Origin of the sequence: Mesorhizobium sp. M0140, assembly GCF_040322475.1 — a bacterium.
Taxonomy (GTDB): Bacteria; Pseudomonadota; Alphaproteobacteria; order Rhizobiales; family Rhizobiaceae; genus Mesorhizobium.
Genome location: NZ_JAMYTM010000007.1, coordinates 61,423 through 75,908 on the forward strand (window position 1 = coordinate 61,423; position 14,486 = coordinate 75,908).

Here is a 14,486-nt window from a genome sequence, read left to right on the forward strand (position 1 = left end):
TGTTCACCTGGAGCGCAAAATCAGAGGTCTTGTGATACTTCCACCAGCCTCTGCCGCTTGAACTCGGCGCGGGCCGAGAGCAGTGCGAGGAACAGTGCAGCCAGCGCCAGCACCGTGGCCGTCTGAAATGTGACCTGCATTCCCCGTGCTGCGGCCTCGGAACTCAGAAGTCCAATGCCTTCCTGCCCTTTGGCCGATGCGACGGCGAATATGGCGCCCATCAACGAGGCGCCGGTGATCAGCCCGAGGTTGCGCGAAAGGTTGAGCAGGCCGGAAACGACGCCGCGCTGGCCGGCGCCGACACCGGTCATGACGGCTGCATTGTTGGATGTCTGGAACAGGGCATAGCCGATGCAGGTGACGGTGATCGCAACGACATAGCCGGCAATGCCGAATCTGATCACGGCGAGCGACAGCAGGAACGTGCCTGTCGCGAGGCTGAGCAGGCCTGCGACCATCATCCGGTGGGCGCCGAAGCGGTCGGCCAGGCGTCCGGCCACCAGCGCCGACAAGGTCGAGACGAGCGGCCCGGTCGACAGCGCGAGGCCGACCATTGCGGCATCGAGCCCAAGTCCTCGCGACAGGTAGAACGGGGCCACCACCAGGGTCGCCATCATCACCGTGGCGACAACGAGGCTCATGGCCAGACTGGCGCTCAGTTGGAGGTCGCGGAAGCTGGCAAGCTGGATCAAGGGGTTTTTCACTCTCGCCTGCGCGACGGCGAAGAGAAACACGCCGATGCCGGCAGCGATCAGCAGGCCGATGTTGAGTGCGCCGAAATTGCCTCTGCCCAGCGTCATGGCCAGTGCATAGGCGGCCAGCGTCAAGGCCAGCAAGGCGGTGCCCACGACATCGAACGTGCCTCGGTCGACCTGCTGCGCTGTCTTGCTGTGTGCCGGCAGGGCACGCCAGGCGAGAGCGAAGGTGAGCACACCCAGCGGGACATTGACGAGGAAGATCGCTCGCCAGCCGAAGCCGGCGATCAAAAGGCCGCCGAGCGAAGGGCCAAGTGTCGTGCCGATCGCGGACATGGCGCCGAGCAGGCCCATGGCGCTGCCAATTCTGTCTTTGGTCACGGTTTCGGCGACAAAGGCCAGCGTCAGCGCCATCATCAGCGCCGCGCCAAGTCCCTGCACGGCGCGTGCGGCGATCAGCAGCCACAGCGTCGGCGCCAGGCCGCAGAGCACCGATGCCGATGTGAACAGCGCGATGCCGGCAAGCAGCAACGGCCGGCGCCCGAACATGTCGGCCAGCCGACCGGCGCTGACGATCAGTGTGGTGATGGCGAGAAGATAGGCCAGAACAACCCATTGCACGGCCTGGAACGTCGCGCCGAAATTCTGCATCAGCGACGGCAGCCCGACGCTGGCAATGCTGGTTCCCAGCGACGACAGCAGCGTGGCGAGCGACAGGCTTGCCAGCGCCCAGCGGGCAGATTGGGTTTGTGGCTGCGCCGACACGTACTCATTTCGATTTTGCTCAGCGATTGCCACGGCGATCTCCTTCCATCAGTCCCACAACCGGAACTGCTGGAGATCTAGTTCCTTGGCCAATGTGGCGGAAGGCGCAGCATTTGCATCTTATTCGTGCGTTTGGCGCCATATCATGCCATGATCTGCCGATGACATCACCCGATCTCAACTTACTGTTCGCTCTCGACGTCCTGCTGACCGAAGGCAGCGTTGCGCGTGCCGCCAGCCGCCTGCGCCTCAGCCCCTCGGCGATGAGCCGGACGCTGGCGCGGCTGCGCGAGGCGACGGGCGATCCGCTGCTGGTTCGCGCCGGTCGAGGCCTGGTGGCGACGCCGCGTGCGGAAGAACTGCGACGACAGGCTGGTCGTGTCCTCCAGGATGCGGAGGCGCTGCTGCGTCCTGCCACCTTGCTCGATCTCCGGAGCCTGGACAGGGTCTTTACGCTGCGCACCAATGAGAGCTTCGTCGAAGAATTCGCACCTCGTCTCGTTGCCCGCATCCAGGCCGATGCGCCCGGCGTGCGGCTCCGCTTTGCACCGAAGTCCGATAGAGACGTCATGTCGCTGCGCGATGCGGCGATCGACCTGGACATAGGCGTCGCTGGCGAGACCGGACCGGAGGTGCGCATCCAGGCATTGCTTCGCGACTGCTTCATCGGCGCCGTGCGAATGGGCCATCCGTTGAGCGAGGGCGCGGTGACGCCAGAGCGCTATGCCGCAGGCGGGCACATCAGCGTTTCACGGCGTGGCCGCGAGAAAGGGCCGATCGACGAGGCTTTGAACCGGCTCGGGCTGCAGCGGACAATCGTGTGCATGGTGTCCGGGTTCTCGGCAGCCCTTGCCATGGCCCGCACATCAGACCTGATCGCCAGCGTTCCGGAGCGGCACACCGAGGGCGCACGCGTCGGCATGCACAGTTTTGCCCTGCCTGTTGCCACGGCTGGGGTCACCATCTCCATGCTGTGGCACCCGCGCCTGGATGCCGATCCGGCGCAACGCTGGCTGCGCGACTGCGTGCGGGAGATCTGCGCGGCGTCTCGCTGACAACGATGAGAAGCCTGCGCCAATCGCCCAGGCTTCTCATCCGTCCCGTTTATTCGGTTTGGCGTTTTCGCAAATATCTCAGCGCGCTCAGTGTGAGCGTCGCCATGACCGAACAGTAGCCCACCAATGGCCACGCCGTGTCTCCGCCGAGCACGATGACGAACAGCGTGCCGAGGGTGCCGACGACAAGACTCTGGATGCAGAAGTAGAGCGCGACGGCGGTTCCCGCGACATCGCCGAAGGCCTCGAGTGCGCCGTTCGCGGTGACCGAAACAGTGAAGACGATGCCCACGGCAATGATCCACATCGGGCCGACGAATGTCTCGAAGGACGGCGCCGCGAACAGTTGCCCGGCCGCCAGCAGAGCCGCGCCGAGCAGCAACATCGCCATGCCGCGCGCGACGCTGCCCGCGATGTCCCAGTGTGCAATGAACCTTTTGGCGAAGCGGGTGGTCACGATCATGACCAGTGCCGCGGTGGCAAAGGCAAGGCTGAAACCGAGTTGTGAAAAGCCGGCGCGATCCATGAGCACCCGTGGCGCTGTCGAAAAGAACACGAAGAAGGCGCCCATGGCGGCGCTGAAGCCGAGCGTATAGGTCCAGAAGGCTAAGCTGGAGAGAATGGGACGAAACGCCATTCGCCTGTCGTTGCCATTGATGGGCCGTGTTTCATGCCATCTCGGCCATGCGTTGAGGGTGGCGGCTACCGCCAGACCGCCGAGCGTCAGGAAGATCGCGCGCCAGCCGAGATTGTCGGCGATCAATGCACCGGCAACCGGCCCCAACGCCGGCACGAAGGCCAGCATCGAACTGAACAGGCCGTAGATGACGGCACTTTCAGGCCTCTGCGCATAAACGTCGCGAACCGTTGCAAAGGTCGCAACGAGAATGGCGGATACACCGATGGCCTGCACGACCCGCAAGGCGACGAACACCATGGCCAGCGAGGTGCAGGCGAGCAGGACGGAAGCGCCTGCAAATAAAAGCGCGCCGCCGATCAGCACCGGACGCCTGCCGATCCTGTCGGAAATCGGGCCGAAGACGATTTGGCCGAGCCCAAGACAGATCATGTAGAGGCTCAGCGTCAGCTGGATGACATCAGGCGATGTCTTGAGGATTCCCGGCATCGCCGGGACGATCGGGAGGTAGATATCCATGGCCAGCGAGGCCAGGATGTCGAAGGGCGCCATCAGCACCATGGCTGCTGGCAGGGAAGTGGTCCATGTCGGGTTTTTTGGACAAGGCATGATTGAACATCCGCTCAAATGGCTACATTTGGCGGCGATCTGCCGTTCTCACTGAAAATGGGAAATGACGGGCCGCCGCAACAACGAACTGCTGTTGCGGCCTACTTGTCTGCTGACTTGCTGGTTCCCATAACCACTATCCCGGAATGATTGCGCGGACATTCTCTCGAGTGCGCTCGCGGTTCCCTAGCAGCCGAAGGTTGCCCAGGCAACAGGATCAGCTTGATGGGCATCAACGCGCCATCGCAGCTTCGATCACCGTGAAAATCCGCTCGTCCGTGCATTGGGCGACGTTGAAGCGCAGGAAGCGGCTGGCCGTTCCGGACAGGCTGAATGCGTTGCCGGGCGCCAGCACGATGTTGTCGGCCAAAGCGCGGCGGGCCACTTCAGCCGCATCGACGCCATCCGGCAGGCTGCACCACAGGAACAGGCCGGCCGGCTGGTCGATCCAGGGTGAGATACCGATCGCCTTCAGACGAACGCTGGTCTCGCCCATGGCGCGGGCAAGCTTCGCGCGCAGCAAATCCATATGCTTGCGGTAGCTGCCGTCCTTGAGCAGCGTCAGCACCAGTTCGGCCGCGAGCCGGCCGCCGCCGAAGGTAGTGGCGATCTTGAGGTCGGTCAGGGGCTCGATCCAGTCGCGCGGTGCAGCGATGAAGCCGCAGCGAACCGACGCCGAAAGCGTTTTGGAGAAGCTGCCGATGTGGACAACGCGGTTGAGACCATCGAACGCCGCCAGCCTGGGGGCGGGCGCATGTTCGAAATCGGCGAAGATGTCGTCTTCGACGATGGTCAGATCCGATTGGTCGGCGAGCTTGAGCAGCCGATGGGCGGTGACTGGCGACAGCACCGCGCCGGTCGGGTTGTGGATGGCGGAATTGGTGATGTAGAGGCGCGGCCGGTGCTCGGCCAACGCTTGCGCGAACAGATCGATATCCGGCCCCGACGGCGTGTAGGGAACGCTGACGACCTTGGCCCGGTGGGCGCGCAACAGAGCGTGGAAGTTGAAGTAGCAGGGGTCGTCGACCAGCACGGTGTCGCCGGGCTCGATCAGGAACCGGCACAACAGGTCGATGGCCTGCGTGCCTGATTCCGTCAGCATGATCTGCTCGGGAGAGGCCTCGATGCCGTGCCCGGCCATACGCCGCGCCAGCAATTGCCGTAGCGGTGGCAGGCCGAGCGGCGTGCCGTAATCGGCCAGTGCGATATCGTCGGCACGCGCTACCGTGCGCAGTGCCCGGCGCAGACCTGCCTGCGGCATCCACGAGGCCGGCAGCCAGCCGCAGCCGGGTTTCAGCATGTCGTCGCCGGCCTCCAGGGACTGGCGTGAGATCCAGAGGGGGTCGACCGCGCGGTCGAGGCGGGGACCAATCTCGGCCAGCGACAGCGGCGCCAGCGATCCGGCGGCATAGAATCCGGAGCCCGGCCGCGAGCGGATCGCACCTTCGGCGGCGAGCCGCTCATAGGCTTCGACCACGGTGGATTTGGACACTCGCATGGATTTGGCAAAGGTGCGGATCGACGGCAATTGCGCTCCCGGCGTCAGGCTGCGCGCCGCGATCCGCTGGCGGATCGTCGCCATGACGCCTTCGACCAGCGTTCCGCTGCTCTCGCTTCCTGTTGTCTGTTTGTCCATCCGTACTGCTCTTCTAAGCATGACAGTTGTGTGTAATTGTACCGCATTGTCTCTGGCGATACTACCGGCTCCGCGCGATACGGAGCCGACAAACGGAGCATACGATGGACAAGACCGCGAGCGGCTGGATGAATGGATTCATCGGCGTGTTGATCTTCAGCGGCTCGCTGCCGGCAACGCGCGTGGCGGTCAGGGATTTCGATCCGACATTCCTGACTTCGGCCCGAGCGGCGATTGCCGGACTGCTTGGCCTGGCACTGCTGCTCCTGTTTCGGCAAAAGCGTCCGGAGCGCGGCGACCTGCTGTCGCTGGTGATCGTCGCGCTTGGCGTGGTGGTCGGCTTTCCCTTGCTGACCGCACTGGCGCTCAAGCACGTAACCACGGCCCATTCCATCATCTTCGTCGGCCTGCTGCCGCTGGCCACTGCGATTTTCGGCGTGCTGCGCGGCGGCGATCGGCCGCGCCCGGCGTTCTGGCTGTTTTCATGCATCGGCAGCGCGCTGGTCGCGGGTTTTGCCCTGACGCAGGGCGTGACGGCCTCGCCGGTGGGTGATGGTTTGATGCTGGCCGCCATCATCGCCTGCGGTCTGGGCTATGCCGAGGGTGCCGCGCTGTCACGCAAGCTTGGCGGCTGGCAAGTGATCTGCTGGGCGCTGGTGCTGTCGCTGCCGATCATGCTGGTGCTGACGCTGATGACCATGCCGCCGTCGTTCGACGGCGTCGGCGTCAGTGCGTGGATAGGGCTTGCCTATGTCTCGCTGTTCAGCATGCTGATCGGCTTCGTGTTCTGGTATCGCGGGCTGGCGCAAGGCGGCATCGCCGCGGTCGGGCAGTTGCAGCTGCTGCAGCCATTTTTCGGACTGGCACTGGCAGCGACGCTGCTGCACGAGCAGGTCAGCCCGCTGATGGTGGTCGTCACGCTTGGCGTCGTGCTTTGCGTCGTCGGCGCCAAGCGATTCGCGAAGCAGGAATTGCCACGACGCGCGATCGCCTGACGACGGTACCGTCCTGGCCTAAAACTTCGTGACCACCCCAATACCAATGCCCTCGAAGCCGCCCATCGCCATCAGGGCCGCGGGCGCCTCGTCGAGGCTGATCCTCTTGCCGACCAGCAGTTCGGGCTTCAGCTTGCCGTTGCGGATCATGTCCATCATCGCCTGGTAGCGGTAGGCCTGCATGCCGTGGCTGCCGAGGATTTCGAGTTCAAAGGCGATCACCTTGTCCATCGGCACCTGCGGCCGGGCATGCTCGCCCAGCATCAGGCCGACCTGCACATGGCGGCCGCGCCGGCGCAGATTGGATATCGAATTGAACGAGGTGGTGGGGTGGCCGAGCGCGTCCATCGACATGTGCGCGCCGCCATTGGTGATCTGCTTGACCGCCTTGACCACGTTCGGTGTCGTGGATGCATTGATGGTGGCGACGGCGCCGATCTTTTTGGCGAAATCCAGTTTCTCGTCGGTGAGATCGATGGCGATGACATTGGCGCCCATTGAACTGGCGATCATGATCGCCGACAGGCCGACGCCGCCGCAGCCATGCACCGCGACCCATTCGCCCGGCTTCACCCGGCCCTGGTCGACGATGGCTCGAAACGAGGTGACGAAGCGGCAGCCGAGGCTGGCGGCGGTGGCGAATTCCATCTCGTCGGGCAAGCGCACGAGATTGGTATCGGCGTGTTCGATGGCGACATATTCGGCGAACGAGCCCCAGCCGGTGAAGCCAGGCTGTGTCTGGTGTTCGCAGACCTGGTGATTGCCCGAATTGCACTCGAAGCAGCGGCCGCAGCCGACGGCGAACGGCACGGTGACGGGCTCGCCGGCTTTCCAGCGGGTGACCTGCTTGCCGGCGGCAACAACGACGCCGGCCAGCTCGTGGCCCGGCACATGCGGCAGCGTGATGCCGTCGTCATGACCCATCCAGCCATGCCAGTCGCTGCGGCACAGACCGGTCGCCTCGACCTTGATGACGACGCCATCAGCGGCCGGCTTCGGATCAGGAACGGTCTGGATCCTCGGCGCTTCGCCGAATTTCTCGAAGACGACGGCTTTCATCGGTCACTCCACCCTCTGTGCTGCAGGAAACGATAGCCGATTCCCTGTCTGGTCGAGCAGAAATCGATTCCGCCAGGCCTGTTGGCAGGCAGCAGCTCTTAACCGGTTCCGCGGTTGCGAAAGTCGGCAAGCCGGGTTTCGCCGGGGGCAAGCTGCCGCCCGTCCTCGGCATGTACTTCCAGTCGCTTGATCGGCCGGCTGGTGAGATTGTCGACCATGAAGGTATAGGGTTCGCCCGGTCCGGCGAAGTAGGTCTCGCCCCATTGCCGCAGGGCAACCAGGACATAGAACAGGCCGCGTCCCTTTTGCGTCAGCACATATTCATGATGCGCGCTGCCGTCGGGTGCCGGGACCGTTTCGAGGATGCCATGCGCGACGAGATTGCGCAGCCGCGACGACAGGATGTTCTTGGCGACGCCGAGGCTCTTCTGGAATTCGCCGAAGCGCCGCAAGCCGTCGAAGGCGTCACGCACGATGAGCAGCGACCACCAGTCGCCAATCGCGTCCAGTGGTCGCGCTATGAAGCAATCCGCTTCGTGGTGGCTCGTTCGTTTCACCATGGCAGTCGTCGGTCCAATGCTCTAATTTCGGTTGCAACATAAAACTGTTCCGCCTATCCAGCAAGAGGTTTCAAGTTGAAACCTTTTGTGGAGAGAGACATGAACATGCAGGTGGCGAACAGCGGTGCAACAAGCCTCGAGCAATCCGATGGGCCGCATCGGGTGGCGCCGCCGCCTACGGGATTGTCACGATTGACCGCGCTGATCTTCGCCATCGCCTGCGGCCTGAGCGTCGCCAATATCTATTTCGCTCATCCGCTGCTCGACGCCATAGCGCATGATTTTGCTATCGCGCCGGCCTCGGTCGGCATCGTGGTGACGGTCACGCAGATCGGCTATGGGCTCGGCCTGTTCTTCATCGTGCCGCTGGGCGACCTGTTCGATCGCCGCAAGCTGATTGCCGGGCAGGCGATTCTGTCTGCCGTGGCGCTGGTGGCGGTCGGGATCGCGCCCAACGCGGCGATGCTGCTGGCGAGCCTCGCGGTCGTCGGGCTGCTGGCGGTGGTGGTGCAGGTGCTGGTCGCCTTCGCTGCCGACCTCGCTGTAGCATCGGAGCGGGGGCGGGCGGTCGGCACCGTCACCAGCGGCGTCATCCTGGGCATCCTGCTTGCCCGCTTCGCTTCGGGGGTCGTCGCCGATTTCGCCGGCTGGCGCTGGGTTTATCTTGTCTCGGCCATGTTGACGCTCGTCATGGCGATGGTTCTCTACCTGATCCTGCCGCGCCACGAGGCGGAGCGGCCACGCACATCCTATCCACGCCTGCTCGCTTCGGTGCTGCTGCTGTTCGCGCAGGAGCCGCTGCTGCGCGTGCGGGCGGTGCTGGCCATGCTGATCTTCGCCAGCTTCAACGTGCTGTGGGCGCCGCTGGTACTGCCGTTCAGCGTCGCGCCATTTTCACTTTCGCATACCGAGATCGGGCTTTTCGGCCTTGCGGGCGTCGCCGGCGCGCTCGGTGCGCGCTGGACCGGCGGCCTCGTCGATCGTGGATGCGGCCAGTTGGTCACCGGCCTCAGCCTGCTGCTGATGATGGCGGCTTGGCTGCCGATCGCCTTCATGGGCATGTCTCTGTGGTTGCTCGTCGCCGGCATAGTCATGCTGGATCTGGCGATCCAGGCCGTCCACGTCACCAACCAGAGCCTGATCTTCGCCCGGCGGCCGGATGCGCGCAGCCGACTGGTTGGCGGCTACATGATCTTCTACTCGGTCGGCAGCGCCCTGGGCTCCATCGCCTCGACCATGGCTTATGGTGCAATGGGCTGGAATGGCGTCTGTGTGCTTGGCGCCGGCATCGGCCTGTTGGCGCTGCTGTTCTGGGCGTTGACGCTGCGCGTCGGCAGATAAGCCTATGGCCACGGCGCGGTGTCGAGAAGCGGCTGCCAGGCTCGGAACCAGTCGCTCGCCTCGGCCTGCCACGGCCAGATGCCGTCCACAGTGGGATAGATCAGCTGGAGAACACCGAAATCCAGGCCGTCGTAGAACCAGAGGTCCCAGCCGAAATGCTCGCGATAGTGTTCGATATGAACGGCGCCGAATTGACAGTCGAAACCTTCGATAAAACCGGACGATCGCTGCCCTGGTTGGAAAACCTCGCCGGAGCGGACGCGGCTGCAATACTCGTTGATGATGAACTGGGAGATTTCCGGCTTCAGGCCGATGACGATGAGTTCCGGCGCCTTGAAGTTGTGCTCTATTCCAACCGAATAGGTGAAAGGCGGATCGTCGCCTTCCTCCAGCACATGCAAGATGTGGCAGCCATAAGCCTCTATATCGGCCAGCGCCTTGGCTTCACCTGGGTCGGTGGCTTTTCTACTCGGCATCGATCTGGTTCCGGGGCGCGGCTTTCTGGAAGGCCGGCAGCGCCATGCAGGCGGCATTGATGCGCGCGATCGTCGGGTAGGGGGTCAAGTCGACGCCGAAGCGGGCGTTGCTGGCAATCTGCGCGGCGAGGCAGATGTCGGCCAGGCCCGGCGCGTCGCCATGGCAGAATGTACCCCTCTCCGCCGCCGACGCCATGATCTTTTCAAGCGGCTGAAAGCCCTCGTTCACCCAATGGCGGAACCAGTTGGCGATGTCTTCGTCGCCGGCGCCGAACAGCGTGCGCAGCGAGGTCAGCACGCGCAGATTGTTCACCGGGTGGATGTCGCAGGCGATCATCTGCGCCAGCATTCTCACGCGTGCCCGGCCGGCCGGGTCCTTCGGCAGCAGCGGTGGTTCCGGTTTGGTCTCGTCGAGGAACTCGATGATCGCCAGCGATTGCGTCAGCAGCGTGCCGTCGCCGAGCACCAGCGCCGGCACCAGGCCTTGCGGATTGACCGCGAGATAGGCTGGTTCCAGATGTTCGCCATGGCGCAGATGATGCGGGACATAGTCGTAGCTCAGCCCCTTCATCTCCAGCGCGATCCGCACCCGGTAGGAGGTGGAGGAACGGTAGTAATTATGCAGGACGAGGCCGCTCATGCGCTCACTTCGGCTGGCCGATGGTCACTTCGATGGTGCCGATGCCGTCGACGCCGCCGGTCATCGTGTCGCCGGGGCCAACCGCGCCGACGCCTGCCGGCGTACCGGTGAAGATCAGGTCGCCGGGCTCGAGCTCCATCGCCTCGCTGCAGATCGACACGATATCCGATATTGGCCAGATCAGTTCAGCGAGGTCGGCATCCTGCCTGACCTTGCCGTTGACGGCGAGCCAGATGCGGCCCTTCTGTGGGTGGCCGGATTTCGCCGCGGGGATCAGCGGGCCGCAAGGCGCGGAGCGGTCGAAGGCCTTCGACCAGTCCCACGGACGGGCGGCCTTCTTGGCCTCGTCCTGCAGATCGCGGCGAGTGAGGTCGATGCCGACGCCGTAGCCCCAGACGTGGTCCAGCGCCTTGTCGCGGGCAATGCGGAAGCCGGCTTTGCCGATCGCAGCCACCAATTCGATCTCGTGGTGTAGATCGGCCGTCAGCGGCGGGTAGGGGATAGCGGTGCCGGAATCGACCACCGCGTCGGCCGGCTTGGTAAAGAAGAAGGGCGGATCACGCTCGTCATTGCCGAATTCGCGGGCATGCGCCGCGTAGTTGCGGCCGACGCAGTAGATACGGCGCACCGCGAAACGATCGGACGAGCCCGCAATGGCCACCGATGCGGTTGCGGGCAAGGGAAGGACGAATTCTGTCATGTGGGTCTCTGCTTGGTTGCCGGAACATTCGACCGATTTGGGGGCCTGGACAAGGCGATTTGGTCGAGAAAGTGCCGGCGGCACTTTCCGCCGGAGATGGCGATATACTATTTGGCAATAATCTGGCCATGCTGACGAGGCTATTCTAATCGCCCACGAACTGAAATGAACCCCTATGACCGCAACCCACGATCGCGCCCGGTTCCTGATCATCGACGATCACCCGCTGTTTCGCGAGGCGCTGCACAGCGCCGTGCAGATGGCCTACCCGGAAGTCGACACCGTGGAGGCGCGCTCGATCACCGAGGCGCTGGACCTTCTGGCCGGCGCCAAGCCGTTCGATCTCGCGCTGCTCGACCTCAACATGCCCGACGTGCATGGCTTTGAAGGCCTGCTGCAGCTCCGGACCCGCTATCCGCGCCTGCCGGTGGTCATCGTCTCGGGCTATGAGGAGCCGAAGATCATTTCCGAGGCGCTGTCCTATGGTGTCGCCGGCTTTATCCCGAAATCGGCGCGCAAGAGCGACCTCGCCGCCGCCATACGCTCGGTGATGGAAGGCGCGATCTATGTGCCGGAAACTTATGAAGGCCGCACACCCGACGCTGAAAGCGTCGACCGCGCCGACATGGTGCAGCGCCTGTCGACGCTGACGCCCCAGCAACTGCGCGTGCTGCAGATGCTGCGCCAGGGCCTGCTCAACAAGCAGATCGCCTACGAGCTGCAGGTGGGAGAGACCACCGTGAAAGCGCATGTCTCGGAGATATTGCGCAAGCTCAATGTCTACAGCCGCACGCAGGCGGTGATCGAGGTTTCGAAGCTGGACAATGCGGAGCTGTTTCGGGATCAGGCTGGGTTTTGAGGCTCGCCGTCCCTCATCCAAGTAGGGTTGTCACCACCACGCTCAACACTGGCTGGGCGAACGTGGTAAAAGTGCACTGTCACCGTAATTCGAAAATCGCAACAATTTCGGCCTCTACATCTATTGGTACAGTAGCTCATCCCTCGCCGCATATGCAGCCATCGTTTCTCTAAATAGTCTTATCATACCAAACGCGCCGATAACCATTTGAGCAGCGCCTCGCCTTCCTTTCAGTTTCTCCATTAATATATCCCTCTTCGCAAGAATGTGGCCTTGAGATGCAGCGCTTTTTAGAAATATTTCAGCATCCGGATCAGTCGGTTCATTTTTCTGTATCAAGCGATAGCACCAGTAGGCGGCGGACGGGTTCCGGGTGGAGATTTTTTTAAACAGCTCTAAAGATTCAATATTGTCGCCAATTCTTTGTTTCAACCCAGCAATTCTATAAGTTGCCATTTCGATTCCGCCACTTTCTGCAATCGAATAGTAACTTACCGCCAGATCATCATCGTGACAATCGGTATTACTGTCATAAACTATCCCCAGAGAATACGCCGCCGCCGCTTTCTTGCTCTCATAGTTCATTGCGTCTAAGAGAATTGATATTGCTTTCTCCACTTCACCCTTGTGGAGGGCTTCCTTGGCTTGAACTAAATGCGTGTCGTCATCGGACATAGGTAGCTCCTCTTTCAATCATCACCTTTGCGCTATCAAATGCGTTGACAGTATGCACTATCGGCCGGGAGGACATATTAAGAGTGCACTGTCACCGTAATTGCCGGATCTCACAGTCGCGCCTGGACGATGCCCCTCATAATCACGGCACCGCGTCAGCGCGCATGAGCGTTACCTTCCTTATCCCATCTGCCGTGCCGCTTTTTATGGGGACGCCAAAATTATCAAGCACGTCCTTGCGACTGGATGAAAAGGAATGTCCAAGAGGTCTCGATCCAAATTGTCAAACTACTGCGTGCGGATACGTAATGTATGCGGACTTCCGGAAGATCATCGTCAACTTTTTTTCGGAATTTCCAATATTTAAACGGTGGCGATCTCAAAAGTGACGCCTCCGTCTTTCCAAGTAGTTAAGCATCGAATTGGTTATTGTCTAAGCCAGCAAATGTGCCAGCAGCGCCCTTAGCTGTGCCGGCTTCAGCGGCTTGCGCATCAGTTCGATGCCGCCGGAGCGGGCGGCTTTGGCGACCGCTTCCGAACTGTCGGCGGTGACGATCAGCGCCGGCACGGCGCGGCCGAGATAATCGCGGACTTCGGCGATGGTCGTGGTGCCGAGATCGCCGCCGTCGAGATGCTGGTCGGCAATGACGATGTCGGGCACCCAGTCGGTGTCGCCAAGCATGTCGAGCGCATCGTCGGTCGAGGTCGCGGCCCGCACCAGGCATTGCCAGCGTTCGAGCAGGAAGGTCATGGCCTGCAGCACTTCGATATCGTTCTCGACCAGCAGCACCTTGGTGCCGAACAGGCCATAGCCGCGCGGCCGTTCCATATCGGCAACGCTAGCGATGGCATCGGCTGGCGCACCGATGCCGACGGGAACATCGATGTGGAAGATCGTGCCGCGTCCGACCTTCGACGAGAATGTCACGGGATGGCCGAGCGCGCTGGCCATGCGGCGCACGATGGCAAGCCCGAGCCCGAGACCGCCACCGTCCAGTTCGGCATTGGCCGGCGAGGTGCCGCGATGGAACTCCTCGAATACCGCCTCGCGCTGGTCGTCGGGAATGCCGCAGCCCGTATCGGCGACGTCGATGCGGATGGTGTCGCCGCGATGTCTGGTGCCGACAAGCACGCCGCCCGAGCGTGTATAGCCCAGCGCGTTGGAAAGAATGTTCTGCAGGATGCGGCGCAGCAGCGTGCGGTCGGAGCGGACCACCGCATGGACCGGCCGGAATTTCAGCGACAGGCCTTTCATCTCCGCCACCGGCAGGAAATCCGAGCGAAGCGACGAGAACAGCGCCTCCAGGCTGACATCGCTTATGTCGGGCTGCACCACGCCGGCATCGAGCTTGGAGATGTCGAGCAGGGTTCGCAGCAGGTCCTCCATCGTTTCCAGCGAGCGCTCGACCTGCCGCACCAGTTTCTTGCCCTCGTCACTGGTCTGAACTTCGGCGAGCGCCGAAACCGAGAGATGGGCCGCGTTCAGCGGCTGCAGCACGTCGTGGCTGGCAGCGGCGAGGAAACGGGTTTTCGACAGGTTCGCCAGTTCGGCGTTTTCCTTGGCGGCGCTGAGGTCGATGTTCGACTGCTCCAGCCGGCGCAAGGTCGAGTGCAGTTCCTCGGTGCGGGTGCGCACCCGGTTTTCCAGCGAAATCGCGGTCTGGAACAGCGAAAAGGCGTTGCCTTGCTGGTCCATAGAGCGCTCGACGCGGCTGACCAGTGCCGCGTTGATCTTCTTCAGCTTTTCAAGATCGTTTATGTCCCTCAGCGGCATCTTGTTGCGC

At 62.8% G+C, this 14,486-nt stretch carries 14 protein-coding genes; 4 read left to right on the forward strand and 10 right to left on the reverse strand.

Translation table 11 applies throughout. From position 1 onward, the window contains the following. Positions 1-20: 20 nt before the first annotated feature. Positions 21-1,493, reverse strand: a complete 1,473-nt coding sequence (locus NKJ37_RS09330; protein WP_352773751.1) for an MFS transporter — start codon at positions 1,491-1,493, stop codon at positions 21-23. Between the two features lie 128 nt (positions 1,494-1,621). Between NKJ37_RS09330 and NKJ37_RS09335 the strand changes: the two genes are divergently transcribed. After that, entirely contained in the window at positions 1,622-2,515 is an 894-nt protein-coding gene (locus NKJ37_RS09335) for a LysR family transcriptional regulator (RefSeq protein WP_352552407.1), read from the forward strand. A 49-nt stretch (positions 2,516-2,564) separates the two neighbouring features. On the opposite strand, the gene cml is transcribed toward NKJ37_RS09335, so the two are convergent. Beyond that, entirely contained in the window at positions 2,565-3,761 is a 1,197-nt protein-coding gene (cml, locus tag NKJ37_RS09340; protein WP_352773752.1) for a CmlA/FloR family chloramphenicol efflux MFS transporter, read from the reverse strand. Between the two features lie 232 nt (positions 3,762-3,993). Continuing rightward, entirely contained in the window at positions 3,994-5,397 is a 1,404-nt protein-coding gene (locus tag NKJ37_RS09345; protein WP_352773753.1) for an aminotransferase-like domain-containing protein, read from the reverse strand. A 104-nt stretch (positions 5,398-5,501) separates the two neighbouring features. On the opposite strand from NKJ37_RS09345, the gene NKJ37_RS09350 reads away from it, so the two are divergent. Continuing rightward, entirely contained in the window at positions 5,502-6,392 is an 891-nt protein-coding gene (locus NKJ37_RS09350) for a DMT family transporter (RefSeq protein ID WP_023812234.1), read from the forward strand. 18 nt (positions 6,393-6,410) lie between these two features. Here NKJ37_RS09350 and NKJ37_RS09355 read toward each other — a convergent pair whose 3' ends face one another. Both NKJ37_RS09355 and NKJ37_RS09360 read right to left on the reverse strand, forming a co-directional pair. Then, complete coding sequence (locus NKJ37_RS09355) at positions 6,411-7,451, reverse strand: zinc-dependent alcohol dehydrogenase family protein (protein ID WP_352773754.1); 1,041 nt, start codon at positions 7,449-7,451, stop codon at positions 6,411-6,413. A gap of 98 nt (positions 7,452-7,549) precedes the next feature. Continuing rightward, positions 7,550-8,011: a winged helix-turn-helix transcriptional regulator gene (locus NKJ37_RS09360; protein WP_023812232.1), complete on the reverse strand. Its 462-nt coding sequence runs from the start codon at positions 8,009-8,011 to the stop codon at positions 7,550-7,552. A 99-nt stretch (positions 8,012-8,110) separates the two neighbouring features. Here NKJ37_RS09360 and NKJ37_RS09365 point away from each other — a divergent pair, with 99 nt between their 5' ends. After that, entirely contained in the window at positions 8,111-9,352 is a 1,242-nt protein-coding gene (locus tag NKJ37_RS09365; RefSeq protein ID WP_023812231.1) for an MFS transporter, read from the forward strand. Positions 9,353-9,354: 2 nt separating this feature from the next. Here the strand turns inward: NKJ37_RS09365 and NKJ37_RS09370 are convergent, their stop codons facing one another. The 3 genes from NKJ37_RS09370 to NKJ37_RS09380 are packed head-to-tail and all read right to left on the reverse strand — an operon-like array spanning position 9,355 to position 11,168. Next, positions 9,355-9,828 carry a DUF4262 domain-containing protein gene (locus tag NKJ37_RS09370; protein ID WP_023812230.1) on the reverse strand — a complete coding sequence of 158 codons (474 nt, stop codon included), beginning with the start codon at positions 9,826-9,828 and terminating at the stop codon, positions 9,355-9,357. Then, positions 9,818-10,468 (reverse strand): maleylacetoacetate isomerase, encoded by a 651-nt coding sequence (gene maiA, locus NKJ37_RS09375; RefSeq protein WP_023812229.1) that lies wholly within the window; start codon positions 10,466-10,468, stop codon positions 9,818-9,820. The genes NKJ37_RS09370 and maiA overlap by 11 nt, the downstream gene beginning before the upstream one ends. Positions 10,469-10,472: 4 nt before the next feature. Further along, on the reverse strand, positions 10,473-11,168 hold the full coding sequence (locus tag NKJ37_RS09380) for a fumarylacetoacetate hydrolase family protein (RefSeq protein ID WP_023812228.1): 696 nt from the start codon (positions 11,166-11,168) through the stop codon (positions 10,473-10,475). A 175-nt stretch (positions 11,169-11,343) separates the two neighbouring features. Between NKJ37_RS09380 and NKJ37_RS09385 the strand changes: the two genes are divergently transcribed. Beyond that, complete coding sequence (locus NKJ37_RS09385) at positions 11,344-12,027, forward strand: response regulator (protein WP_023812226.1); 684 nt, start codon at positions 11,344-11,346, stop codon at positions 12,025-12,027. A 120-nt stretch (positions 12,028-12,147) separates the two neighbouring features. On the opposite strand, the gene NKJ37_RS09390 is transcribed toward NKJ37_RS09385, so the two are convergent. Together NKJ37_RS09390 and NKJ37_RS09395 are read right to left on the reverse strand one after the other, a co-directional pair. Continuing rightward, entirely contained in the window at positions 12,148-12,702 is a 555-nt protein-coding gene (locus NKJ37_RS09390; RefSeq protein WP_031213515.1) for a tetratricopeptide repeat protein, read from the reverse strand. Positions 12,703-13,135: 433 nt separating this feature from the next. Beyond that, entirely contained in the window at positions 13,136-14,476 is a 1,341-nt protein-coding gene (locus tag NKJ37_RS09395) for a hybrid sensor histidine kinase/response regulator (protein ID WP_023812224.1), read from the reverse strand. Positions 14,477-14,486: the final 10 nt, after the last annotated feature.